The sequence below is a fragment of the Telluria sp. GW821-FHT07G12 genome (assembly GCF_059418525.1).
In genome coordinates, this window is sequence record NZ_JBWKQA010000001.1 from 1,583,831 (window position 1) to 1,607,312 (window position 23,482).

At 65.1% G+C, this 23,482-nt stretch carries 21 protein-coding genes; 10 read left to right on the forward strand and 11 right to left on the reverse strand.

Going from position 1 to position 23,482, the window contains the following annotated elements; all coding sequences use genetic code 11:
* Positions 1 to 112 precede the first annotated feature (112 nt).
* Both cysC and purM read right to left on the reverse strand, forming a co-directional pair.
* Complete coding sequence (cysC, locus tag AC07PE_RS07315) at positions 113 to 715, reverse strand: adenylyl-sulfate kinase (protein ID WP_498762730.1); 603 nt, start codon at positions 713 to 715, stop codon at positions 113 to 115.
* Positions 716 to 722: 7 nt separating this feature from the next.
* Positions 723 to 1,766 (reverse strand): phosphoribosylformylglycinamidine cyclo-ligase, encoded by a 1,044-nt coding sequence (gene purM / locus AC07PE_RS07320; protein ID WP_498762731.1) that lies wholly within the window; start codon positions 1,764 to 1,766, stop codon positions 723 to 725.
* A gap of 153 nt (positions 1,767 to 1,919) precedes the next feature.
* On the opposite strand from purM, the gene hda reads away from it, so the two are divergent.
* Genes hda through folK form a run of 4 tightly spaced genes read left to right on the forward strand, consistent with a single transcriptional unit; the run spans position 1,920 to position 5,137 of the window.
* Positions 1,920 to 2,606, forward strand: a complete 687-nt coding sequence (gene hda, locus AC07PE_RS07325) for a DnaA regulatory inactivator Hda (protein ID WP_498763011.1) — start codon at positions 1,920 to 1,922, stop codon at positions 2,604 to 2,606.
* Positions 2,603 to 3,277, forward strand: coding sequence for an HAD family hydrolase (locus AC07PE_RS07330; RefSeq protein ID WP_498762732.1), 675 nt, complete (start codon positions 2,603 to 2,605; stop codon positions 3,275 to 3,277). The genes hda and AC07PE_RS07330 overlap by 4 nt, the downstream gene beginning before the upstream one ends.
* Positions 3,270 to 4,664 (forward strand): polynucleotide adenylyltransferase PcnB, encoded by a 1,395-nt coding sequence (pcnB, locus tag AC07PE_RS07335; protein WP_498762733.1) that lies wholly within the window; start codon positions 3,270 to 3,272, stop codon positions 4,662 to 4,664. The genes AC07PE_RS07330 and pcnB overlap by 8 nt, the downstream gene beginning before the upstream one ends.
* Entirely contained in the window at positions 4,661 to 5,137 is a 477-nt protein-coding gene (gene folK, locus AC07PE_RS07340) for a 2-amino-4-hydroxy-6-hydroxymethyldihydropteridine diphosphokinase (protein ID WP_498762734.1), read from the forward strand. Before pcnB ends, folK begins: the two co-directional genes overlap by 4 nt.
* Before the next feature lie 2 nt (positions 5,138 to 5,139).
* Here folK and AC07PE_RS07345 read toward each other — a convergent pair whose 3' ends face one another.
* On the reverse strand, positions 5,140 to 6,402 hold the full coding sequence (locus AC07PE_RS07345) for an arsenic transporter (RefSeq protein WP_498762735.1): 1,263 nt from the start codon (positions 6,400 to 6,402) through the stop codon (positions 5,140 to 5,142).
* A gap of 146 nt (positions 6,403 to 6,548) precedes the next feature.
* On the opposite strand from AC07PE_RS07345, the gene panB reads away from it, so the two are divergent.
* Both panB and thpR read left to right on the forward strand, forming a co-directional pair.
* Positions 6,549 to 7,430: a 3-methyl-2-oxobutanoate hydroxymethyltransferase gene (panB, locus tag AC07PE_RS07350; RefSeq protein ID WP_498762736.1), complete on the forward strand. Its 882-nt coding sequence runs from the start codon at positions 6,549 to 6,551 to the stop codon at positions 7,428 to 7,430.
* Positions 7,431 to 7,445: 15 nt separating this feature from the next.
* Positions 7,446 to 7,961 carry an RNA 2',3'-cyclic phosphodiesterase gene (thpR, locus tag AC07PE_RS07355; RefSeq protein WP_498762737.1) on the forward strand — a complete coding sequence of 172 codons (516 nt, stop codon included), beginning with the start codon at positions 7,446 to 7,448 and terminating at the stop codon, positions 7,959 to 7,961.
* Between the two features lie 76 nt (positions 7,962 to 8,037).
* Here thpR and AC07PE_RS07360 read toward each other — a convergent pair whose 3' ends face one another.
* Both AC07PE_RS07360 and AC07PE_RS07365 read right to left on the reverse strand, forming a co-directional pair.
* Positions 8,038 to 9,195 (reverse strand): MFS transporter, encoded by a 1,158-nt coding sequence (locus AC07PE_RS07360; protein ID WP_498762738.1) that lies wholly within the window; start codon positions 9,193 to 9,195, stop codon positions 8,038 to 8,040.
* A complete protein-coding gene (locus AC07PE_RS07365) occupies positions 9,192 to 9,971 on the reverse strand; it encodes a DeoR/GlpR family DNA-binding transcription regulator (protein ID WP_498762739.1) in 780 nt (259 codons plus the stop codon). Before AC07PE_RS07365 ends, AC07PE_RS07360 begins: the two co-directional genes overlap by 4 nt.
* Before the next feature lie 182 nt (positions 9,972 to 10,153).
* Between AC07PE_RS07365 and AC07PE_RS07370 the strand changes: the two genes are divergently transcribed.
* Entirely contained in the window at positions 10,154 to 11,761 is a 1,608-nt protein-coding gene (locus AC07PE_RS07370) for a response regulator (protein ID WP_498762740.1), read from the forward strand.
* 3 nt (positions 11,762 to 11,764) lie between these two features.
* Here the strand turns inward: AC07PE_RS07370 and AC07PE_RS07375 are convergent, their stop codons facing one another.
* The gene (locus AC07PE_RS07375; protein WP_498762741.1) at positions 11,765 to 13,090 is read right to left on the reverse strand and encodes a glutamine synthetase family protein; all 1,326 of its coding nucleotides are present in this window, start codon (positions 13,088 to 13,090) and stop codon (positions 11,765 to 11,767) included.
* A 183-nt stretch (positions 13,091 to 13,273) separates the two neighbouring features.
* Here AC07PE_RS07375 and AC07PE_RS07380 point away from each other — a divergent pair, with 183 nt between their 5' ends.
* A complete protein-coding gene (locus AC07PE_RS07380; protein ID WP_498762742.1) occupies positions 13,274 to 14,338 on the forward strand; it encodes a sensor histidine kinase in 1,065 nt (354 codons plus the stop codon).
* An 11-nt stretch (positions 14,339 to 14,349) separates the two neighbouring features.
* On the forward strand, positions 14,350 to 15,093 hold the full coding sequence (locus AC07PE_RS07385; protein ID WP_498762743.1) for a LytR/AlgR family response regulator transcription factor: 744 nt from the start codon (positions 14,350 to 14,352) through the stop codon (positions 15,091 to 15,093).
* On the opposite strand, the gene AC07PE_RS07390 is transcribed toward AC07PE_RS07385, so the two are convergent.
* A complete protein-coding gene (locus tag AC07PE_RS07390; protein WP_498762744.1) occupies positions 15,094 to 16,578 on the reverse strand; it encodes an aldehyde dehydrogenase in 1,485 nt (494 codons plus the stop codon).
* A 256-nt stretch (positions 16,579 to 16,834) separates the two neighbouring features.
* Here AC07PE_RS07390 and AC07PE_RS07395 point away from each other — a divergent pair, with 256 nt between their 5' ends.
* Positions 16,835 to 18,292, forward strand: a complete 1,458-nt coding sequence (locus AC07PE_RS07395) for a high affinity choline transporter 1 (protein ID WP_498762745.1) — start codon at positions 16,835 to 16,837, stop codon at positions 18,290 to 18,292.
* A gap of 75 nt (positions 18,293 to 18,367) precedes the next feature.
* Here AC07PE_RS07395 and AC07PE_RS07400 read toward each other — a convergent pair whose 3' ends face one another.
* The 4 genes from AC07PE_RS07400 to AC07PE_RS07415 all read right to left on the reverse strand — a co-directional run bounded on the left by AC07PE_RS07400 (position 18,368) and on the right by AC07PE_RS07415 (position 23,381).
* Positions 18,368 to 19,825, reverse strand: a complete 1,458-nt coding sequence (locus tag AC07PE_RS07400) for an aspartate aminotransferase family protein (protein WP_498762746.1) — start codon at positions 19,823 to 19,825, stop codon at positions 18,368 to 18,370.
* A 15-nt stretch (positions 19,826 to 19,840) separates the two neighbouring features.
* Positions 19,841 to 21,211 carry a glutamine synthetase family protein gene (locus tag AC07PE_RS07405; protein WP_498762747.1) on the reverse strand — a complete coding sequence of 457 codons (1,371 nt, stop codon included), beginning with the start codon at positions 21,209 to 21,211 and terminating at the stop codon, positions 19,841 to 19,843.
* Between the two features lie 116 nt (positions 21,212 to 21,327).
* Positions 21,328 to 22,089 (reverse strand): gamma-glutamyl-gamma-aminobutyrate hydrolase family protein, encoded by a 762-nt coding sequence (locus AC07PE_RS07410; protein ID WP_498762748.1) that lies wholly within the window; start codon positions 22,087 to 22,089, stop codon positions 21,328 to 21,330.
* A 167-nt stretch (positions 22,090 to 22,256) separates the two neighbouring features.
* Positions 22,257 to 23,381 (reverse strand): GGDEF domain-containing protein, encoded by a 1,125-nt coding sequence (locus tag AC07PE_RS07415; protein ID WP_498762749.1) that lies wholly within the window; start codon positions 23,379 to 23,381, stop codon positions 22,257 to 22,259.
* Between the last annotated feature and the right edge of the window lie 101 nt (positions 23,382 to 23,482).

Consider the following 23,482-nt stretch of genomic DNA (forward strand, 5'->3'; position numbering starts at 1 on the left):
ATCCGGAGATGATGAATTAAAAGTAAACGGCGGGCAATATTTTGTCGGATATTTCATTGACAATAGTCAATGTCAGTGAGAAAGCGACACGAAATACAACAACTTGTGACTGTCAGTCACAAATCCCATGGCGGGTAGAAACGATATCGCGCCGCTCCAGCTCGGCCAGCAGGCGCGCGACTTCCTGCTCCACGGACGATTCCGCGCTGTCGACCAGCACGTCCGGCGCCTCGGGCGCTTCATAGGGGGAAGAAATACCGGTGAACTCCGGCAGCATGCCCGCCCGCGCCTTGCGGTACAGGCCCTTGGGATCGCGTTCTTCGCAGACGGCCAGCGGGCAGCGGCAATACACCTCGAGAAAATACGGCGACGGCACCAGGGCGCGCGCCCGCTCGCGGTCGGCCTGCAGCGGGGAGATCGCCGACACCAGCACGATCTGCCCGGCTTCGTAGAACAGGCGGGCCACCTCGCCGATGCGGCGGATGTTTTCGGAACGCTCGGGCAGCGAGAAGCCGAGATCGGCGCAGAGGCCGTTGCGGACCTTGTCGCCGTCCAGCACAAACACCTGGCAGCCGCGCTCGAACAGGGCGCGCTCGGCGGCCAGCGCCAGGGTGGTCTTGCCCGCGCCGGACAAGCCCGTGATCCAGACCACCGCGCCGCGATGGCCGGCGCGGCGCAGGCGTTCCTCGTTCGAGACCGGCTGCGGCCCGCTCATGCCGGGCTCAAGCGACGATGGTCTGGGCTTCGCCCTCGGCACGGGCGCGGATCTCGCCGATGCGGTAGACGGTTTCGCCGGCTGCCTGCAACTGGGCCATGGCAGCGTCCGCGTTCTCTTTCGAGACGATCACGGTCATGCCGATGCCGCAGTTGAACACGCGGTGCATCTCGGCGTCGGCGACGCCGCCATGCTGCTGCAGCCACTGGAACAGCGGCGGCATGGTCCACGACTTCGAATCCAGCACGGCGGTCAGGCCATCCTGCAGCACGCGCGGGATGTTCTCGACCAGGCCACCGCCGGTGATGTGCACCAGGCCCTTCACTTCCATGGACTGCATCAGCGCCAGCAGCGGCTTGACGTAAAGACGGGTCGGCGCCATCAGGACGTCGGCCAGCTTGCGGCCGTGGAAGTCGGCGTCCAGGTCGGGTTTGGCGACTTCGATGATCTTGCGCACCAGCGAATAGCCGTTCGAGTGGATGCCCGAGGAAGCCAGGCCCAGCACGACGTCGCCGGCGGCGATCTTGCTGCCGTCGATGATCTGCGATTTTTCCACGGCGCCGACGGCAAAACCGGCCAGGTCGTATTCGCCGTCCGGGTACATGCCCGGCATCTCGGCGGTTTCGCCGCCCAGCAGCGCGCAGCCGGACTGTTCGCAGCCCAGGGCGATGCCTTTCACCACGGCGGTGGCGGTGGCAACGTCCAGCTTGCCGCAGGCGAAGTAGTCGAGGAAGAACAGCGGCTCGGCGCCCTGCACCAGGATGTCGTTGACGCTCATGGCGACCAGGTCGATGCCGACCGTGTCGTGGCGGTTCAGCTCGAAAGCGAGGCGCAGCTTGGTGCCGACGCCGTCGGTACCGGACACCAGCACGGGCTCCTTGTACTTCTTGCTGATCTCGAACAGGCCGCCGAAACCACCGATGCCACCGAGCACACCTTCGCGCATGGTGCGCTTGGCAAACGGTTTGATCGCTTCGACCAGGGCATCGCCGGCATCGATATCGACACCCGCATCGCGGTAGGAGAGAGAAACATTAGACGGTTGGCTCATGATATTTGGCAGCGGAGGCGGTAAAATAGATAGCGGTGAATCAACTGAACGCACCCGCGTCACTGCCGGGAACGGCCAACTGGTCAATCCGCTATTTTAGCAATAACAAGAAGAAGATGCCTTTTTTCCCTCTGCCCGGATGAGATGCAAGCCATGAAACAGCTGGTGCTCGATTTAGGCGCGGCCGAACCGGCGCAAAGCCTCGACACCTTTCAAATAGGAGCGAATGCCGAAATGGCGCACTTGATGCACCAGTTCGCGCAACGCGCCTCGCGCGAGCATTTCTGCTACCTCTGGGCCGAAACCGGCGCCGGCAAGACCCACATCCTGCACGGCCTGGCCGCCACGCCCGGCTCGCGCTACATCGCAGCCGATGCCGGCGCGAAGGCCTTCGTGTATTCACCGGACGTCAGCCTGTACCTGGTCGACGACATTAACCGCCTGTCGCCCAAGCGCCAGATCGACGCCTTCGCCCTGTTCAACCAGGTGCGCGAACACGGCGCCTACATGGTCTGCGCGGGCCCGGTGCCGCCGGCGGTGCTGCCGGTGCGCGAAGACCTGCGTACCCGCATGGGGTGGGGCCTGGTGTACCAGATCCACGGCCTGTCGGACGACGAGAAGATCGCCGCCCTGACCCAGGCCGCCGAGGCGCGCGGTTTGACGCTGTCGGCCAGCGTGTTACCCTATTTGCTGTCCCATTTCAAGCGCGACATGCGCTCCCTGTCGACCATGCTGGACGCCCTCGACCAGTATTCGCTCGAGACCCAGCGCCCGGTCACGCTGCCCCTGTTGCGTGACCTGCTGCTGCAGGGAAACCCGCAAAACGATTTAAAAGAATGAGCAATCTCGCGCTGTTTGACCTCGACCATACGCTGCTGCCGATCGACTCCGACTTCGAGTGGGGCCAGTTTCTGGTACGGAACAAGGTCGTGGATTGCGACGCCTACCAGCGCCGCAACGAAGAATTTTTCGCCCAGTATCAGGCCGGCACCCTCGACCCGGTCGAGTACCTGGAATTCGCCCTCGGCACCTTGGCCGGCTTCGAACCCGGCCACTTGCAGGACCTGCACGCGCAGTACATGCGCGACGTGATCGAGCCGGCGATCCGGCCAAAGGCAGTCGAGCTGCTGAAGCGCCATCTAGATGCCGGCGACCTGGTCGCCATCATCACCGCCACCAACGGCTGGCTGACGGCGCCGATCGCGCGCGCGCTGAACGTGGAACACCTGATCGCGGCGCGCCCGCACCTGGACGAACGCGGCCACCCGACCGGCAAGCTGCTCGGCACGCCGACCCAAGGCCACGGCAAGGTCGTCCACATGCACGCCTGGCTCGAAAGCCTGGGCAAGCCCTTTGGCGGCTTCGAGCGCAGTTACTTCTACAGCGATTCGCACAACGACATCCCGCTGCTGTCCGTCGTCTCGCATCCGGTGGCGACCAATCCGAGCGCCAAACTGGCCGAACACGCGACCGCCCAAGGCTGGCCTTTACTCCATCTGTTCAATGATTAAAAAATTCATCCGCAAGATCCTTGGCGTGAAAGACGAGCGCGATCCCACCCAGCCCGTGATCCTCGGCGCCGACGAGCATGGCATCGACCCGAAGCTGCTCTCCTCCAATGCGGTGCGCGTCACCCAGACCCTGCAGGAAGCCGGCTTCAAGGCCTTCGTGGTCGGCGGCGCCGTGCGCGACCTGCTGCTGGGCGTGAAGCCGAAAGACTTCGACATCGCCACCGACGCCACCCCGGAAGAAGTGAAAAAACTGTTCCGGCGCGCCTTCATCATCGGCCGCCGCTTCCAGATCGTGCACGTGATGTTCGGCCAGGAGCTGCTGGAGGTGACCACCTTCCGCGGCAACGCCGTCAACAACAACGCGCCGAAGGACGAACACGGCCGGGTCCTGCGCGACAATAACTTCGGCCCGCAGCACGAAGACGCGGAACGCCGCGACTTCACCATCAACGCCATGTACTACGACCCGGCCACGCAGTCGGTGCTCGACTACCATGGCGGCATCCAGGACATCCGCGACAAGGTCCTGCGCATCATCGGCCAGCCGGAAGCGCGCTACCGCGAAGACCCGGTGCGCATGCTGCGCGTGGTGCGCTTTGCCGCCAAGCTGCAGTTCACGATCGAGCCGGCCACCCGCGCGCCGATCCCGGTGATGGCGCCCCTGATCAACAACGTGCCGGCCGCGCGCGTATTCGACGAGATGCTGAAACTCCTGCAGTCTGGCCATTCGCTGGCCTGCCTGAAGGAGCTGCGCGCCGCCGGCCTGCATCACGGCCTGCTGCCGCTGCTGGACGTGGTGCTGGAACAGCCGATCGGCATGAAGTTCGTGACCCTGGCGCTGGAATCGACCGACGCCCGCGTCCGCGCCGGCAAGGGCGTCTCCGCCGGCTTCCTGTTCGCCTCCCTGCTGTGGCACCAGGTGCTGGAAAAGTGGAACGCCTACCGCGCCGCCGGCGAAGCGCCGATCCCGGCCCTGCACCTGGCCGCCGACGACGTGCTCGACAACCAGACCGACTCGCTGGCTCTGCAGCGCCGCATCGCCACCGACATGCGCGACATCTGGGCCATGCAGCCGCGCTTCGAACGCCGCACCGGTAAGTCGCCCTACAAGCTGCTCGAGCACCCGCGCTTCCGCGCCGGCTTCGACTTCCTGCTGCTGCGCTGCGAATCGGGCGAACTCGATGCGGAGCTGGGCAACTGGTGGGCCACCTTCTACGGCGCCGACGTCAACGAGCGCGAACGCCTGATCAACACCGCCCGCGAACCGCAGGGCGGCGACAAGAAGAAGCGCCCGCGCCGCCGCGGTCCGCGCAAGACCGGTGACGAAGGCGTAGGCCAGCTGGATGCCGGCGCGCAGCAAGCCGCATCGGGTCCGGACGGCGAATGAGCGCCTGGGTCGGCATCGGCGCCAACCTGGGCGATGCGCATGCAAACGTCCTCGACGCGCTCGACCGCCTGGCCTGGGTGCCGGGCGTGCGCCTGCTGCGCGCGTCCTCGCTGTACCGCACCGCGCCCATCGATTCCTCGGGCGACGATTACGTCAACGCCGTGGCCGAAATCGACACCTCGCTGAGCGCCCGTGCATTGCTGGCCGCGCTGCACGGCATCGAGCAGGCCCACGGCCGCGAACGCCCCTACCATAACGCCCCACGCACGCTCGACCTCGACCTCCTGTTGTATCACGACGAGGTCATCGCTGACGCTCCTGCTCTCCTTGTGCCCCACCCGCGCATGCACGAGCGCGCCTTCGTGCTGGCGCCGCTGGCGGAGCTGGCGCCCGGGCTCGAGATCCCCGGCCGCGGCCGTGTTGCAGACCTGCTGCCCTTGGTTGCGGAGCAGGCCATCGAACGGCTGCGCTAGACTCAGCCGAACGATACGGCGTAGAGGCAGGGCAGCAGCGCAAGCGGCATCACGACCGCGCCGACTTTCAGGAACTGGACAAAGCCGACCTCGATGCCTTCGCGGCGCAGGACGGTAAGCCACAGGACGGTCGCCAGAGACCCGGTGACCGACAGATTGGGGCCGAGATTGATGCCGATGAGGGTAGCGGCAGTCACGTTCGACGCCGCGTGATTCGCGGCCATGGTCGCGCCGGCGATCAGTCCAGCGGGCAGATTGTTCGCGATATTCGAGACGAGGGCCGTTGCAATCCCGGCCCCCCAGACGCTCCACTGCGGCGCCGTGGCCTGCAGTTGCGCCAGCATCCTTGCCAGCGCATCCGCAACGCCGATCTTGGACAGCGCTTCCACCAGCACGAACAGCCCCGCCACCAATGGCAGGACCGACCAGGACATGTCGCGCGCAGCGGTCAGCGCTGTCGGGCGCGCGCGCAGGAAAACGACCGCAAACGTGAGGACCCCAGCCGCGAAGCTGGGCCAGCCCAGGTCGATCCCGCGGGCCGACGCCGTCAGCAGCAGCGCGGCCATCAGCACAATCCCGAATGCCACGATTTTTGCGTCCCGCGACAGGGGTGGGAGCGCGGCTTCATCGCTCAAGCGCAGTGTCAGATCGCCTCGCTGGGTCCAGTATAAGGCGGCGAAAGTGACGGTAATCGCGATGCTTGAGGGCAGCAGGAACAGGCCGAACCAGTCCAGCAGCGCCGGCATCCGGTTGGCGTACACCACCAGGTTGGCGGGATTGGAAACCGGCAGGACAAAGCTTGCGGCATTGGCAATCAGGGCGCAGGCGAACAGGTGAGGAAGTGGACGTTCGAGCCGTGCAGCCCGCGCGGCTGCCAGTACGGCGGGCGTCAGCACGACCGCGGTGGCATCGTTGGACATGAAGGTCGTCACGACGATGCCGACCGCATACACGATGCAGAACAGCCGCCTGGCCGAACCCTTGGCCCAGCCCACTGCATGCGCTGCGATCCAGTCGAACAAGCCGGTGGTACGCGCCATTTCGGCAATCAGCATCATTCCGATCAGGAACAGATAGACGTCCGTGCCTTTCCCTACCGCGCGCGCCAGCTCCGCCAGGTCCACCTGCCCGGTGATCAGCAAGAGCACCGCGCCCAGCATGGCCCACCACGCTTCCGCCAGCCGGAACGGCCTGACAAGTACACCGGCAGTGGAAAGCAGGGCAATGGGCCATACGACGACAGGAGATAGCGGAAGTTGTAACATGGCGGGTGCTTGAACGAGGGCTTTGCATTGTACTGGTTCATCCAAGCGATCGCCGTCGGGCAAAAAGTTTGTGCCGGCATTACACTACGCCGTCGGCAGACCATCGACTGCCGACAGTGGCTTTTTACGATTTACAAAGGAAAAACATGAGCGGATATTTGCAGGGCAAGGACATGGCGGCACCGGGTACGGATAACGGTGCGCAGGCGCCGGTCGCAGCGCCGGCCAAACCTGTGGCCATGGCCGTGACCATTCCGTCGCTGCGCGCCATGCGTGCCGCCGGCCAGAAGATCGCCATGCTCACCTGCTACGACGCCAGCTTCGCCTCGCTGATGGACCGCTGCGGCGTCGAGATCCTGCTGATCGGCGATTCGCTCGGCATGGTCTGCGCCGGCTACGATTCGACCCTGCCGGTGACGGTGGCCGACGTCGCCTACCACACTGCGTCCGTGGTCCGCGGCCGCAAGAACGCACTGGTGCTGGCCGACCTGCCCTTCGGCAGCTACGGCACCAAGGAGCAGGCCTACGACAGCTGCGCGATCCTGATGCGCGCCGGCGCCCAGATGATCAAGATCGAAGGTGGCGCCTGGCTGGCCGAGACCGTGCACTTCCTGGTCGAACGCGGCATTCCGGTATGCGCCCACATCGGCCTGACCCCGCAATTCGTCCACCAGCTGGGCGGCTACAAGGTGCAGGGCAAGACCAGCGAAGGCGCCGACCAGCTCAAGCGCGACGCGCAGGCGCTGCAGGATGCCGGCGCGGCCATCGTGCTGCTGGAAGCGGTGCCGGCGGCGCTGGGCAAGGAAGTGACCGACATGCTGCAGGTGCCGACCATCGGCATCGGCGCCGGTCCGGACTGCTCCGGCCAGGTGCTGGTGATGCACGACCTGCTGGGCGTCTTCCCGGGCCGCAAGGCGCGCTTCGTGAAGAACTTCATGGAAGGCCAGACCAGCATCGACGCCGCGGTGTCCGCCTATGTGACGGCGGTGAAGGACGGCAGCTTCCCGGCGCCGGAACACTGCTTCTGAGCTTGGAGGGTGGTCATGGAGACTTCTTCGTCCACCCGTCTCTTCCTGGCGCTCTGGCCCGATGCGGCCGTGCGCGAGCAGCTGCGCGAATGGCGCGACCTGTGGAACTGGCCGCGCGGCGCCTCGCCGGTCCACACCGACAAGCTGCACATGACCCTGCACTTCCTCGGCAACCAGCCCAGCGATTCCCTGCCTGCGCTGCTGGATGGCCTGGCCGTGCCCTTTTCTCCGTTCCGGCTGCAGCTGGGCGTGGCGGAGTTGTGGCATAACGGGATTGCGGTACTCTCTCCTTCTTCTGCGCCTTTGGAGCTTCTCGATTTACATGCGGCTTTATCGGCGGCCTTGCCTGGTGTCGGGCTGCAGGCGGAGACGCGCGAGTACCGGCCGCATGTGACCATGGCGCGGCGGGCGCGCGGGGCGGACGTTCCCGCGAGCGGCCCCTCGATCGACTGGGCGATCGATCACTACACGCTGGTCGAATCGAAGACCGGGGATGGCAGCGGTTATACCGTGCTGCGCGAATACAGGTAGATTTGCTGCGTGGGCTCGGGGAGCCCACCCTACGATACGTTTGCGGTAGGGTGGGCACCCCGTGTCCACGCACACATCACCCTTTCACCACCCGCGCATTCGCCGCGATCACGATCCCCGATATCGACAGGATGCCGAGCGCCACCGCGATATTCGTGTGCGCCGCAATCGACCCGAGCAGGGGCGGCGCCAGCAGCAACCCGGCATAACCAAGGGTCGCCACCGTCGCCAGGCCGCCGCCGGCCGACATGCCCGGCGTGCGCGCGGCAGCCGAGAAGATCAGCGGCACCACGTTGGCCGCCGACAGGCCGATCAGCGCAAAGCCGCAGGCCGACAGCACGAAGTGGGTGCTGAGCACCGCCAGCATCAGGCCGCAGAACATGCCCAGGCCGCCCGCAACCATGATCCGCATCGCGCCTAAGCGCAGCACCAGGCGGTCGCCCGCGAAGCGGCAGGCCGCCATCGCGATCGAAAACGCCGAATAGCCCAGCGCCGCGGATGCGGGATCGGCCTCCGTGCGCTCCCGCAGCAGCAACGCGCTCCAGTCCACCAGCGCGCCCTCGACGGCGAAGCACAGCAGCCCAAGCAGGCCAAGAAACAGCGCCGGTCCGCGCGGCAGCGCAAAGTGGCTCTCGTGCGGCGCCGGCGCCACCTTCAGCACGAAGGGCGCGCACACGGCAACGGCGATGGCAATCGCCACGCCCGCCATCAGCGCGCCGCGGCCGTCGCCCAGGCCGGCGCCGATCAGCACCCCGCCCAGCGCGGCGCCGAGCAGCCCGCCTAGGCTGAAGAAGCCGTGGAAGGACGACATGGTCGGCACGCCGCGCGCGGCTTCGACCTCGCTGGCGTTGGCGTTCATGGACACGTCCAGCACGCCATTGCTGGCGCCGAAGGCATAGGCCGCCAGGAACAGCGGCACCAGCCCGCCAATGTTCATCAGCAGCGCCGTGGTCACGGACAGCAGGCCGGCGCTGGCCAGCACCACGGGACGCGTGCCCCAGCGCCCGGCCAGCCAGCCGGACAGCGGCATGCAGGAGAGCGCGCCGCCGGCGATGGTCAGCAGCAGCAAGCCGAGCACGCCGGTATCGATGCCGGCACGCGCCTGCACCACCGGCACGTGGGCGGCCCACAGGCCGATCGAGGCGCCGTTCAGCAGGAAGATGAGGGAGATGGCCCAGCGCGCCCTGTTGACGGTACTGGCGGTGGCAGGGTGGAGATTCTCGGCCGGTTTCATGGTTTGACTTTCGCTGCGAGCTTGATGTCGGGGGTGGGGTCGGCCTGGCGCAGGCGCTCCAGCACCTCGGGCGGGCAGGCGGCTTCCAGCACCAGCTGGTCGACTTCGCCCAAGGGAGCGATCAGGAAAGGCGCCGGCGCTTCAAGGCGCTCGTTGAGGACCGCCACCACGCGACGGCTGGCGGCGGCCAACATGGCCTGCTTGACCGCGGCTTCCTCGGCGTCGCTGGCGCCCAGCCCGCGGTCGGCTTCGACGCTGCAGACGCCGACCACGGCCAGGTTCACGCGCAGCCTGCGGATTTCGTCGACGGTGTGGGCGCCCAGCACGACGCCGGCGTGGCCGGCATAGATCCCGCCCAGCAGAATGACCCTGGTCTTGCGCAGCTCGCCCAGCGCCAGCGCGATCTGTGGGCTGTTGGTAATGATGGCGGCGGCGCGGCCGTCTTCGAGCAGGCGGGCGAAGGCCAGGTTGGTGGTGCCGGCGTCGACCAGCACGGTGTCTCCGGGGCGCACGGCTTCGCACAGCGCCTGCGCCAGCATGGCCTTGCGCGCGCCGGCATCGTCGACGCGCTGGCCGAAGCTGGGCTCGGCCCGAGTCCGGCGCATCGCACCGCCGTGCACGCGGCGCAGCAGGCCGGCCGCGTCGAGTTCGCGCAAGTCGCGCCGGATCGTGTCCTCGGAGGTCTGGAAGCGCAGCGCCAGCTCGGCCGCCAGCACCTTGCCCTGTTGGTCGACCATGTCGACGATCTGTTGCCGGCGTTCTTCCGCTAACTGCATGCCTGTCCTCGCTTATTCCATGCGTGTAATTTACACGTTTACGAATAAACCGGCAAATACCTGCAAATATCTGGCATTTACACGCGTATTCCTTACGCATATTGACAACAAATCCTGCCTTGCCAGTTGGTTGGCAGCGGTTTCGTTGTTACACTCGGCCAATAGAAAAAGATATAAAAATCATGGACAAGTCTGCCTCGATTCTCATTGTCGACGACTACCTGCTGATCCGCACCGCGGTGCGCCAGGTGCTCACGGAACTCGGCTTCATCAACATCTTCCAGGCCGAGAACGGCAAGACCGCGCAGGACCTCATGCGCAAGCAGCATATCGACGTCGTGATCGGCGACTGGAGCATGCCGATCATGAGCGGCATCGAGCTGCTGGGCTGGATGCGCAAGGACTCGCGCTACGCCAAGACCCCGTACATGATGCTGACCGCCGAGTCGAACCCGGCCTCGGTGCGCAGTGCGCTGCAGGCCGGCGTCAGCGCCTACATGATCAAACCCTTCACGGTACACAGCTTCGCCAGCAAGTTCATGGCGATGATCGGCTCGCCGCAGGAGGCGCCGCCCTCGCCCTTCCAGCGCGCGGCCGCTCCCGCAAGGCCCGCCCCTGCACCGGCGCCGGCTCAAGCCCCGGCTGCCCCGGCACCGCTGGCTGCGCCGCCGGACACCGGCGCCCACGTGATCGGCCTGCAGCAGCCGCTGGCCGAGCGCATCAAGAAAAGCACGGTGCTGATCGTCGACGACGTGCCGACGAATATCGAGATCCTGGCCGGCGCGCTGAAGGACGAGTACGCGATCAAGGTGGCGATCAGCGGCCGCAAGGCGATCGAGATCGTCAACAGCTTCCAGGTCGACCTGATCCTGCTCGACATCATGATGCCGGTGATGGACGGCTTCGAAACCTGCCGCGAGCTGAAGGCGAACCCGAAGACGGCCGGCCTCCCGATCATCTTCCTGTCGGCGAAGGACGCCGTCGACGACGTGGTGGGCGGCCTGCGCCTGGGCGCGGTCGACTACGTGTCCAAGCCGGCCGACCCGACCATCCTGAAGGCGCGCATCGCGACCCACCTGACCCTGGCTGCGGCCACCGCCGATCTGCAGCGCCAGAACGCGCTGCTGGTGGAGAACGCCCACCTGCGCGAGGACGTCGAGCGCATGACCCGCCATGACCTGAAAAGTCCGCTGGCCGTCGCGCTGCACGGCAGCCAGGCCTTGCAGGACAGCGAGCTGACCGACAGCCAGCTCGAGCACGCGCGCATGATCGAGATGGCGGCGAATAACGCCCTCGAGATGATCAACCGCACGCTCGACATCTACCGCATGGAAAAGGGCGAGTACCAGCCGGCGCTGCAGGCCTTCGACCTCGGCGCCCTGCTCGACCGCGTGGCCCAGCAGACCCGGCTTGCGTTCGCGCCGAACGACATCGACATCCGCTTTGCCGCGCCCAGCGACACGGTCTGCCTGGGCGAGCCGCTGCTGTGCTACTCGATGTTCTCGAACGCTTTCAAGAACGCGGCCGAGGCTTCGCCGGAAGGCGGCGTCATCAAGGTCGATGTGTCGCCGGGCTATGGCAGCCTGCATGTGGTGATCGACAACGAGGGAGAGGTGCCGCTGACCATGCGCGGGCGCTTCTTCGAGAAGTATGCGACGGCCGATAAGGAAGATGGATCTGGCCTGGGAACGTATTCGATACGCTTGATGGCCGAGGTACAGGGTGGCGGGGCGACCATGGATACGGGGGATGGGCATACCAGGCTCACCATAACGCTGCCCTGCGTATAAGGATCAGACCAGCAGCATCAAATGTTCCCGCTCCCAGCTGCTGATCACCCGCGAAAACGTCGCAAACTCCAGCTCCTTCACCTCGCAGAAGGCCTCCACGAACAGCGGCCCCAGCATCTCCGCCAAAGCCGGGCAGCCGCGCAGCTGCAGGATCGCATCCTCCAGGTTGCGCGGCAGCTCGCCATGCACGTGCTCCGCGCTTTCCGACGTCGGCGGGGCCGGCTGCAAGCCCTCCGTCATGCCCAGATAGCCGCAGGCCAGGGTCGCCGCCATCGCCAGATAGGGATTCACGTCCACGCCCGGCACGCGGTTCTCGACCCGGCGGTTGAGGGGCGTGGAATTCGGCACGCGGATGCCGCAGGTGCGGTTGTCGTAGCCCCAGTGCACATTCATCGGCGCCGACTGGAAGCGCGACAGGCGGCGGAAGGAATTGACATGGGGCGCGAATAATAAGGTCGCCGGCGGCACGTATTTTTCCAGCCCGCCGATGAATTGACGGAACAGCGTGCTTGCGCTGCCGTCCTCATTCGAGAAGATGTTGCGTCCCGTGGCGACCTCCACCACGCTCTGATGCACGTGCATGGCGCTGCCCGGCTCGGTCTCCATCGGCTTGGCCATGAAGGTGGCGAAGATCCCATGGCGCAGGGCCGTCTCGCGCACCGCGCGCTTGAACAGGAAGACGCGGTCGGCCAGCTCGAGCGCATCGCCGTGCGTAAAATTGATTTCCATCTGGCCGGCGCCGGCTTCGTGGATCAGCGTCTCGACGCCCAGCTCGTGCTGCTTGCAGAACGCGGACAATTCGAGAAAGAAGGGATCGAAGTCGTTGACGGCGTCGATCGAATAGGATTGCCGGCCCTGCTCCGTGAAGCCGCTGCGACCGGTGGGCGGGCTCAGGGGTTCGTGCGGGTTCAGGTTGCGCGCGACCAGGTAGAACTCCATCTCGGGCGCCACTACCGGCTTCCAGCCGCGCTCGCGGTACTTCTCCAGCACGCGGCGCAGCACGGAGCGCGGCGCGAGGGCGACCGGGCTGCCGTCGAAATTCTGGCAATCGTGGATCACGCAGGCGACCCGCTCGGTGGCCCAAGGTACGACGCGGATCGTGGCCGGGTCCGGCACGCAGACCATGTCGGGGTCCATCGGCCCCACGTAGGGCATGTTGTTCGGCTGCTCACCGTGGACGGTGTTCAGCAGCACGCTCTTCGGCAGGCGCATGTGTTCGCCGGAGAGGAACAGGTCTTTTGGGAGGATCTTGCCGCGGGCGATGCCGGTCATGTCCGCGATGACGCACTCGACCTCGTGGATGTTGTGTTCGCGCAGAAAAGCGCGCATGTCGCCACTGCTTGACTCAGCCATCAAACTCCCCGCTTGCCCCGCTGTAGCCGAATATAGCACCGGCCCCGAAGCTGCTGCGCGCCAATGACCCGCGTTCCGATCCCGCAATTCGTTGCACGAAACCCGCAGTTGGCGTCATCGCCATCCCCAGCGCCCCGGTTCTGCGCCATACTTTCTGTTATGGAACTCACCACACACCACGATATCCCGACCGGCCGCATGTGGCGCCTGTACGCCCTGGGCTGGACCGTCTATCTGTCCATGCTGGTCTTCGTCGTGCAACTGGAAGAATTGCGGCACGGCCGCTTCAATTGGCGTGACAGCGGCGATATCCTCTGGAGCGCGCCCCAGGCCTTCGTCCTCGCCCTGATATGGCCGCTCAGCGGCTGGATGGAGCGCAAGCGATTGCCGATGGCGCAGGTCTTCCTGATCCACGCGCTTGGCGCTTCGGCCTACGGCATCGGCTCCTACTGGCTGCTGTCCTTGATGATCTCGACGGCGCGGCCCTTGTCCTGGTATGTCTGGCCGGTCTTGTACAGCATCATGACCTACGTCGTGATCGCCGCGATCTTCCAGACGGTCCGCATGAGCAACGCCCGGCAGCGCCAGGCCATCGCCATCCAGCAAGCCCACACCCTGCTGGTCGCGTCCGAACTGAACGCGCTGCGCAACAAGCTGAACCCGCACTTCCTGTTCAACACCCTGCACTCCATCATCGCGCTGACGCGCCGTAATCCCGAGGCCGCCGAGACCGCCCTCTTCCAGTTCTCCGACATGCTGCGCTACGTGCTTGACACGGAAAAGAGCGGCAGCGACCGCGTGACCCTGGAGGACGAGCTGCGCTTCGTGCGCGACTACCTCGAGCTGGAAAGCCTGCGCCTGGGGCCGCGCCTGAAGATCGAGTGGGAGCTCGACGATGACGCGGCCGGACTGCCGCTGCCCGCGCTGTCGCTGCAGCCCCTGGTCGAGAACAGCATCAAGCACGCCTTCAATCCGCACAGCCGCCCGGGCCTGCTGCGCATCCGCACCCGCGTCGACGATGCGGCGCGGCTGCTCACCATGACCGTGGACGACGACGGTCCCGGCGCCGACCTCGCCACCGTCAAGCAGTCGAATGGCCTCGGCATCCGCACCGTCGAGCGCCGCCTGCAGCTCGAATACGGCGACCAGGGCGGCCTGGCGATCGCCACCGCGCCCGGCGCCGGCTTCATGGTCACGATGTCGATTCCGCTGCAACCTGCCTGAGAGAGCTTCGATTGGACACCAAAACCGTATTCATCGCCGAGGACGAGCCGCTGGCCCGCGACGTGCTGCGCGACGCCATCTACGCCCACCCCGCCCTGCGCCTGGCGGGCGAAGCCGGCGACGGCGCCAGCGCACTGGAGCAGATCGAGCGCATCCGCCCGGATGTCGTCTTCATGGACATCCAGATGCCCGAGATGACGGGCCTGGAAGTGCTGCGCCGCCTGAGCTGCACGCCCGCCATCGTGTTCACCACCGCCTACGACCAGTACGCGGTGACGGCTTTCGAGCTGAACGCGGTCGACTACCTGTTGAAGCCCTTTACGCGCGCCCGCTTCGATGCCGCCGTGGCGCGCCTGCTGGAGTCGCCCGCGCCACCGCGCGCCATCGTCGACGCCGCCCTGGAGCAGGCGACCCAACGCGCGCCGGCACGCCTGGAACGCATCCTGGTGCGCGACCGCGGACGCATCTTCCCGCTGTCGCTGAACGAGATCGAATACCTGAAGGCAGATTCGAAGTACACAGCCATCGCCGCGCGCGGGCAGACCTTCCTGGTGAGGATCGGGATCTCCGAACTGGAGGTGCAGCTGGACCCAGCCCGCTTTATCCGCGTGCACCGCTCGGCGCTGGTGAACCTTGATTTCGTCGATTCGATGCGGGCGGATGAGCAGTCGCAGCTGGTGATCCAGATGCGCGATGGGACGGTGCTGACGGCGAGCCGGGAGGCTTCGAAAGTGCTGCGCGAGATGGCGATCTAGTCAGACCTGGATCCACGTCGTCTTCAACTCCGTGTACTTGTCGAAGGCGTGCAGCGATTTATCGCGCCCGTTCCCCGACTGCTTGTAGCCGCCGAAGGGCACGGTAATGTCGTCGTTGTCGTACTGGTTCACGTGCACAGTCCCCGCCCGCAGCCTGCGCGCCGTGCGGATCGCCTTGCTCATGTCCGCCGTCCACACCGCCGCCGCCAAACCGTAGGGCGTGCTGTTCGCCTGCCGCACCGCCTCATCCAGATCGGTAAAGGACAGCACGGACAGCACCGGCCCGAAGATCTCCTCGCGCGCAATCCGCATCGAGCCGTCGACGCCATCGAACAGCGTCGGTTCGATATACAAGCCGCCCGTCTCCGCGCGCGCCGCGCGTCCGCCCGCGAGCAGGCGCGCGCCGGCAGCCTTGCCGTCCTCGATATAACCGAGCACCGTCTTCATTTGCGTCGCGTCGACGATGGCGCCCATCACGGTGTCGGGGTCGAGCGGATCGCCCGGCGCGTAGTTCGGCATCAGGGCCAGCGCTTTATCCAGGAAGGCTTCCCGGATCGATTCCTCGACGAACAGACGCGAAGGCGCATTGCAGCTCTCGCCCTGGTTGAAGTAGATCGAGCCGATCGCGCCGGCCACCGCCGCATCCAGGTCCGGGCAATCGGCGCAGACGATGTTCGCCGATTTGCCGCCCAGCTCAGTCCAGGCGCGTTTCAGATTCGACTGGCCCGCCATCTGCAGGATCTGCTTGCCGACGCGGGTGGAACCCGTGAAGGCGATGCAGTCGACGTCCATGTGCAGGCCGAGGGCCTTGCCAGCTTCGTCGCCGTAGCCGGGCAGGACGTTGAAGACGCCTTCCGGCACGCCGGCTTCGAGCGCCAGCTCGGCCAGGCGCAGCGATGTCAGCGGCGCCTTTTCCGAGGGTTTCAGGACCAGGCTGTTGCCGGCGGCGAGGGCCGGGCCGATCTTCCAGGCCGCCATCAGCATCGGGTAATTCCAGGGGATGATCGCGGCCACCACGCCCACCGGCTCGCGCGTGATGAGCGCCAGGCTGTCCTGCGCGGTGGGCGCCACTTCGTCGTAGAGCTTGTCGATCGCCTCGCCGTACCAGCGGATGCAGTTCTGGGCCAGCTGCACGTCCACGCTGCGGCTGTAGCGGATCGGCTTGCCCATGTCGAGGGTTTCCAGCAGGGCCAGCTCGTCCCTGTTCGCCAGCATCAGGTCGGCAAAACGGATCAGCACGCGCTTGCGCTCGGCGGGGGCCTTGGCGGACCAGCGGCCGTCTTCGAAGGCGGCGCGGGCGCTGTGCACGGCCAGGTCGACGTCGGACTCGGTGCAGCGCGCGACTTCGCCGAGCTTGCGTCCGTCGATGGGTGAGATACAGTCGAAACGGGCGCCGGCGACAGCGTCGACACGCTTGCCGTCGACCACCGCCCGGCCATCGATCTGCACCGTTTTGGAACGTTCATGCCAGGATTCCGCAGCCATAATGTCTCCTTCTGGATGCATTGACGTTGTCGAGCCGATACTAGCAAACAAAATCGATCCCATCGCCGATTTATGCCGCTATAATCGCGAATTTTTCCAGCCCGAAATTCCTGAAAGCATCGAGAAACCGTAGCGAGCGGAAGTAGTTTTGGCAGAGAAGCGCAGCTGTACTTTAGTACAGCGAGCATCGCAGGCCAAAAATGCGACGCGCAGTAGGTTTATCGAGGTTTTCAACATCGCCCGGAGCACTGATACTGTGAATACCATCCTGATTACGTCTGTCGTGCTCTACCTGCTGGGCACCCTGGGCCTGGGCATGTGGGCCGGCACGAGGATCAAGAATACGTCCGACTTCGCCGTGGCCGGCCGCAGCCTGCCGCTGATCATGGTGATCACCACCACCTTCGCCACCTGGTTCGGCGCCGAGACCGTGATGGGCATTCCCGCCAGGTTCGTGCAGGGCGGCCTGAACGGCCTGGTGGAAGACCCCTTCGGCGCCGGCACCTGCCTGATCCTGGTCGGCCTGTTCTTCGCTGCCCGCCTGTATAAACTGAACCTGCTCACGATTGGCGACTACTACCGCGCGCGCTACGGCAAGGGCATCGAGGTGTTCTGCTCGGTCGCGATCATCTTGTCGTATCTCGGCTGGGTGGCGGCGCAGATCACGGCGCTGGGCCTGGTGTTCTCGGTGCTGACCGGCGGCGCCATGTCCGAGACCGCCGGCATGATCGTCGGCACCCTGGCCGTGCTGATCTACGTGGTCGTGGGCGGCTTCCTGGCGGTGGCGATTACGGACTTCATCCAGATGATCGTGCTGGTGGTGGGCATGTCCATCATCGCCGTGTTCTCGTCGGAGCTGGCCGGCGGCACCGGCAACGTGCTGCACATGGTCCAGCAGAAGGACCTGTGGAATTTCCTGCCGCAGGCGAAGTTCACCGACATCGCCTTCTTCGTCGGCGCTGCCGTGACCATGATGCTGGGCTCGATTCCGCAGCAGGACGTGTTCCAGCGCGTGATGTCGGCCAAGAACGCGCCCACCGCGCGCGCCGGCGCCATGATTGGCGGCGCCAGCTACATCCTGTTCGCCTTCGTGCCGATGTTCATCGTCGCCTGCGCCGTGATCGTGATGGGCAACGATGCGATGGAACTGGCCAAGAGCGACTACCAGCGCGTGCTGCCGACCTTTGTGATGACCAAGATGCCGCTGATTATGCAGATCCTGTTCTTCGGCGCCCTGCTGTCGGCCATCAAGAGCACTTCCTCGGCCACGCTGCTGGCGCCGTCCACCAGTTTCACCGAGAACATCCTCAAGAACCTGCGCCCGGGCATGAGCGACCGCCAGCAGCTGTTCGCCATGCGCGTGACCATCGTCGTGTTCGCGGCGCTGGTGCTGTCCTATGCGATCGCGATGAAGGGCACCTCGATCTACGAACTGGTGTCCTCGGCTTACCAGGTGACCCTGGTCGGCGCCTTCGTGCCGCTGGTGATGGGCCTGTACTGGAAGCGCGCCACCACCCAGGGCGCGATCCTGTCGATCGCTGCCGGCATCGCCACCTGGGTCGTGTTCTTCCCGCAGATCTCCTCGCTGGGCGAGCACTTCCCGGGCCAGCTGGCCGGCCTGCTGGCAGGCTTCATCGGCATGTTCGTCGGTTCGCTGGCGCCGCAGGTGCTCAAGAATCGGCATGAGCCGCACAAGACCGCGTTGAGCGTTTAAGGTCACGCGTGGGCACGGGGTGCCCACCCTACGGTGCCGCAAATGGATACGTAGGGTGGGCACCCCGTGCCCACGTTACATCCAGCCTTTCGTCTGCACGTCTTTCAGCGTCAGATCGAGACAGTAGCGAATCCGCTCCACCATCTCATCGATCTGCGCCGTCGTCATCACCAGCGGCGGCGCCACGATCATCCTGTCGCCCACCGCCCGCATGATCACCCCGTTGTCGAACATGTGGGCGCGGCACACCATCCCCACCGCCAGCTCGCGCGGGAAGGCCTCGCAGTCGTGCAGCGTGGTCCCCTTGCGCCGCACCAGGTTCAGCCCCGCCGTCATGCCCATGCTCTCCGCGTGACCGACCAGCGGGTGCGAGGCCAGCGCCCCGAAGGCCGTCCTCAGGTGCGGACCGGTCTCCAGCGCCACGCGCTCGACCAGGCGTTCTTCGATCATGATGCGCAGGTTCTCCAGCGCCGCCGCGCAGGCGACCGGGTGGCCCGAGTAGGTGAAGCCGTGATTGAAGTCGCCGCCCTTCTCGACCAGCGCGTGCGCCACGCGCGCGCCAACCAGCACGCCGCCCAGCGGCACATAGCCCGAGGTCACGCCCTTCGCAAAGGCGATCAGGTCGGGCCGCGCGCCCATCAGCTGGGAGCCGAACCAGGTGCCCAGGCGGCCGAAGCCGCAGATCACTTCGTCGGACACCAGCAGCACGCCGTACTTGTCGCAGATGCGCTGGATTTCGGGCCAGTAGGTCGGCGGCGGGATGATCACGCCGCCGGCACCCTGCACCGGTTCGCCGATGAAGGCGGCGACCGTTTCCGGCCCCAGCTCGAGGATCTTTTCTTCCAGCCAGCCGGCCGCGCGCAGGCCAAATTCGGCTTCGCTCATGCCGCGTCCATGCTCGGCAAAGCTGGGCTGGTCGATGTGGTGGATGCCCGGAATCGGCAGCGCGCCCTGCTCGTGCATGCCCGACATGCCGCCCAGCGAGGCCCCGGCCACGGTGCTGCCGTGGTAGGCGTTGCGGCGGCTGATGATGGCCTGGCGCTGGGGCTGCCCCATCAGCTGCCAGTAGCGCCACACCATGCGCACGATGGTGTCGTTGGCTTCCGAGCCGGAGCCGGTGAAGAACACGTGCTTGAAACCCGGCGGCGCCAGTTCGACCAGCTGCGCCGCCAGCATCACCGCCGGCACATTGGTCGTGTTGAAGAAGCTGTTATAGAAAGGCAGCGTGTCCATCTGCCTGGCCACGGCGGCGGTCATGCTCGCGCGCCCGTAGCCGACGTTCACGCACCACAGGCCCGACATGCCGTCGATGAGCTTGCGCCCTTCCGAATCCCATAAATAGATGCCGTCCCCGCGCACCATCACGCGCGCGCCGCGGTCGCGCAGCGCGCCGTGGTCGGTGAAGGGATGCAGGTAGTGCGCGCTGTCGAGCTCCTGCAGTGCGCGTGTATCGAAGCTTGATGCTTCAGAGCCTGGTGTATCGACCTCCAGGACCGGCGCGAGCACGTCGCCCGCAATGATATCGCTTGCCATGTTGGACTCCCATTGTCATACATGCAGCAGCAGGTGCTCGCGCTCCCACGGGCTGATCACGGTCATGAATTCCTGGTGCTCGAGTTCCTTCACCGCCGAATAGACGTCGATGAAGCGCTCGCCCAGGATGTCGCGCAGGCGGTCTTCCTTGCGCAGCAGGCTCAATGCTTCCGGCAGGCCTTGCGGCAGTTCGACGGCCATCTTGTAGGCGCTGCCCTCGACCATCGGGGTCGGCTCCAGCTGTTCCTGGATGCCGAGGTAGCCGCAGGCCAGCGTGACGGCCAGTGCCAGATACGGATTGGCGTCGGCGCCGATCACGCGGTTCTCGACGCGGCGGTCCTGCGAGCCCGACACCGGCACGCGGATGCCGACCGTGCGGTTGTCGACGCCCCACTGCAGGTTGATCGGCGCGGCGGTGCGGCGCACGATGCGGCGGTAGGAGTTCACATAGGGCGCGACGATCGCCATCGCCGACGGCATGTACTTCTGCAGCCCGCCCACGTACCAGCGGAACAGCTCCGAAGGCGAGCCGTCCTCGTTGCTGAAGATGTTGCGGCCGCTCTCGCCGTCGACCACGCTCTGGTGCACGTGCATCGCCGAACCCGGTTCGCCCGCCATCGGCTTGGCCATGAAGGTGGCGTACATGTCGTGCTTGAGCGCGGCCTCGCGCAGGGTGCGCTTGAAGTAGAAGACTTTATCGGCCAGCCCCAGCGGCTCGCCGTGCTGGAAGTTGATCTCCATCTGGCCGGCGCCGATCTCGTGGATGAGCGTATCCACGTCCAGGCCCATCATGTCGCAGTAATCGTAGATGTCCTCGAACAGCGGGTCGAATTCGTTGACGGCGTCGATGCTGTAGACCTGGCGGCTGGTTTCGGAACGCCCGCTGCGGCCGATCGGCGCGGCCAGCGGCAGGTCGGGGTCGATGTTCTTGGCCGTCAGGTAGAACTCGAGCTCGGGCGCCACCAGCGGCTTCCAGCCTTTCTGTTCGTACAGCTTCAGCACACGCCGCAGCACGCTGCGCGGGGCGAAGTCGACCAGGCGGCCGTCGGAGAAATAACAGTCGTGGATGACTTGCGCGGTCGGGTCGACGGCCCAGGGCACCATCGTGATCGTGCCCGGGTCGGCCTTCAGGATCATGTCGCGGTCGGTGGTCGAGATCGCGCGGTCGAAGGCGACATCGTCTTCCGGCGAATTACCGGTCACGGTCATGCCCAGCACGATTTCCGGCAGGCGCATGCCGCGGTCTTCGGTAAATTTTACACGTGGCAAAATCTTTCCACGGGCGACACCGGTCAGGTCGGGGACCAGGCATTCGATTTCGGTGACTCGTTTACCGTTGAGCCACTCATCCATGTCGTTGTAAGAAAAATTGTCGCGGATAGCCATGATGATTCCTCTGTTCGTTGATTGGTCGCGGGCGCGCAAACGCAGCCCGCGGCGTGCGGGTTGGCCGGAACAGGGACGCTATGGGACGGGACGGGCCGCCCATTGTTCATAGGCGGTCATAAGTTCTTCCGTTTTTTGGACTGAAAGCGGGCGCGGCAGGCGTCGCCGAAGGCGCCGAACATCTTCATCGAATACGGATTCTGGGCGATGCGCCATTCCGGGTGCCATTGGCAAGCCAGGGTAAAGCCCGGCGAAGTCGAAACGGAAAACGCCTCGACCAGACCGTCCTCCGCTACCGCTTCGACCGTCAGGCCAGCCGCGAGTTCGTGGACGCCCTGTCCATGCAGGGAATTGACGGGAATTTCTTCCGCCCCCAGGATGCCATGCAGCATGCCGCCTGGCGTGATCCTGATCTTGTGCGCGTCCCCATACTGCTCGTCCATGCCCAGTTCGGGATTTTCGCGATGGTCGAAGTGACCCGGCACCGTCTGCACCGCCTGGTACAGGCTGCCGCCCAGCGCCACATTCATTTCCTGGAACCCCCGGCAGATCGCAATGATCGGGATGCCACGCTTGACCGCCTGGCGGATCAGCGGCAGCGTGGTTTCGTCACGCGCCGGATCCTGCGGCAGGGTCGGATCGAGTACTTCCTCGGAGTAATAGCTGGGATGCACATTCGACGCCGAGCCGGTCAGCATGATGCCGTCGCACAGCTCGAGCATGGTTTCCAGGTCGAGCCTGTCCCCCATCGATGGCAGGATCATGGGGGCGCAATCGGCGCCGATGACGACTGCGTCGACATACTTGTGCTGGGCCGCGTGATACGGATGTTCTCCGAAATCGCGGGTGCAAGCGGGGACGATAACGATCGGGCGCATGGTCTCTACCTTGTGAAGTGAGGCGCACACGAACCATCATACTGCAATCTGATCCGAATGCGAGTGGCCGTTAATCCAGATCAACTGGGCCAAAACCGATAACAAAATCTTATCGTCAACTCGCAAACGATGCCAACACGAACCGGTTTCTGCCGGCACTGGCGGCTTTATGCGGCGGTGGCCTGCACCGGGATTTCTGTTTCCAGATGCGAACGTACCTGATTGCGCCCGCCATTTTTGGCAAGGTAAACGGCAGCGTCGGCGGCGGCAAAAAGTTCACCGATACTCTGCCCTTGTTCCATTGTTGCAACACCGATCGACACCGTTGCCTGTATTTTCGGCTTGTTCAACAGGGGGAGCTCCGCAACCCCCTTTCGGATGCGCTCTGCGACTTCCAGCGCCGCGACCGGCGTCGTCTCCGGCAGGACGACGATGAACTCCTCGCCGCCGAAGCGCGCACAAAAGTCGCCTGAGCGCAGGAACTCGCGCAGCCTTTGCGCGAAAGCGCGCAAGACATCGTCGCCGACCAGGTGCCCGAATTCATCGTTGATACTTTTGAAAAAGTCGATGTCGAGCATGAGGATGGAAAAGCTTTTCTGGCGCTTGAGGAAGTCATCCAGTGCCCGGCGGTTCCAGTGCCCGGTCAGCGCATCGGTCGCGGCATCCAGCTCGACCTTTTGCAGCGCCGACCGCAGCTGAGACGCCAGTGAAGCATTGGCATGCTGCAGGCGTATGCCTTCAAGCAAACGCTTCGAGATCGCCCGCGTGTAGTAGACGGTCAGAGCACTAAAAACGCTCAAACCGGCAGCGTAATCGAACGCACTTTGACTGCCGGTAACCAGCAACAAACCGAGCACGGACGTACCCCAGAGCATACCGATTTGCCAGTAATAGGCCGATACATAGGTTCCATAAACCTGTGCATTGATGGACGTAACGCCGCACAGCAGCGCCATCAGTACGGCGTCCAGCACAGGGTCATGGCCGATCAGGAACCACGCGATCAGGCCCCATGCCAAGCCATCCAGTCCGGCGATCCAGTGAAAGCGGTTGCGGTGCAGTTCCAGCTTCGGACCCTTGACGATCATGTGCTGCAAGACCAGCAGGCTGCCAGCCCACACGACGGCAGCCGTTCCCACCCACGATAAAATCGAGCTCGATGGAACACGGTCCCAGCAGAACCATACGGCGAGCAACCATCCGACCGGCGTGGTAGTGAGCGCACGCCGAAGCGCAATGGCGCATTCGGCAAAGCCCGCTGCACGCGCGATGGAGAGGTCAGATTGGATCATTTCCTAAAGTTACCAGAATCTCAAGCGGCAAAATACATACATTCTCACGCCGACAACCGCCTGTTGCGTGGCGTGCTATCTTTATCTTCTGATACGAGCAA

Coding starts and splice junctions, on each gene's coding strand:
- cysC (WP_498762730.1), bottom strand. CDS start 715: ATGAGCGGGCCGCAGCCGGTCTCGAACGAGGAACGCCTGCGCCGCGCC.
- purM (WP_498762731.1), bottom strand. CDS start 1,766: ATGAGCCAACCGTCTAATGTTTCTCTCTCCTACCGCGATGCGGGTGTC.
- hda (WP_498763011.1), top strand. CDS start 1,920: ATGAAACAGCTGGTGCTCGATTTAGGCGCGGCCGAACCGGCGCAAAGC.
- AC07PE_RS07330 (WP_498762732.1), top strand. CDS start 2,603: ATGAGCAATCTCGCGCTGTTTGACCTCGACCATACGCTGCTGCCGATC.
- pcnB (WP_498762733.1), top strand. CDS start 3,270: ATGATTAAAAAATTCATCCGCAAGATCCTTGGCGTGAAAGACGAGCGC.
- folK (WP_498762734.1), top strand. CDS start 4,661: ATGAGCGCCTGGGTCGGCATCGGCGCCAACCTGGGCGATGCGCATGCA.
- AC07PE_RS07345 (WP_498762735.1), bottom strand. CDS start 6,402: ATGTTACAACTTCCGCTATCTCCTGTCGTCGTATGGCCCATTGCCCTG.
- panB (WP_498762736.1), top strand. CDS start 6,549: ATGAGCGGATATTTGCAGGGCAAGGACATGGCGGCACCGGGTACGGAT.
- thpR (WP_498762737.1), top strand. CDS start 7,446: ATGGAGACTTCTTCGTCCACCCGTCTCTTCCTGGCGCTCTGGCCCGAT.
- AC07PE_RS07360 (WP_498762738.1), bottom strand. CDS start 9,195: ATGAAACCGGCCGAGAATCTCCACCCTGCCACCGCCAGTACCGTCAAC.
- AC07PE_RS07365 (WP_498762739.1), bottom strand. CDS start 9,971: ATGCAGTTAGCGGAAGAACGCCGGCAACAGATCGTCGACATGGTCGAC.
- AC07PE_RS07370 (WP_498762740.1), top strand. CDS start 10,154: ATGGACAAGTCTGCCTCGATTCTCATTGTCGACGACTACCTGCTGATC.
- AC07PE_RS07375 (WP_498762741.1), bottom strand. CDS start 13,090: ATGCGCGCTTTTCTGCGCGAACACAACATCCACGAGGTCGAGTGCGTC.
- AC07PE_RS07380 (WP_498762742.1), top strand. CDS start 13,274: ATGGAACTCACCACACACCACGATATCCCGACCGGCCGCATGTGGCGC.
- AC07PE_RS07390 (WP_498762744.1), bottom strand. CDS start 16,578: ATGGCTGCGGAATCCTGGCATGAACGTTCCAAAACGGTGCAGATCGAT.
- AC07PE_RS07400 (WP_498762746.1), bottom strand. CDS start 19,825: ATGGCAAGCGATATCATTGCGGGCGACGTGCTCGCGCCGGTCCTGGAG.
- AC07PE_RS07405 (WP_498762747.1), bottom strand. CDS start 21,211: ATGGCTATCCGCGACAATTTTTCTTACAACGACATGGATGAGTGGCTC.
- AC07PE_RS07410 (WP_498762748.1), bottom strand. CDS start 22,089: ATGCGCCCGATCGTTATCGTCCCCGCTTGCACCCGCGATTTCGGAGAA.
- AC07PE_RS07415 (WP_498762749.1), bottom strand. CDS start 23,381: ATGATCCAATCTGACCTCTCCATCGCGCGTGCAGCGGGCTTTGCCGAA.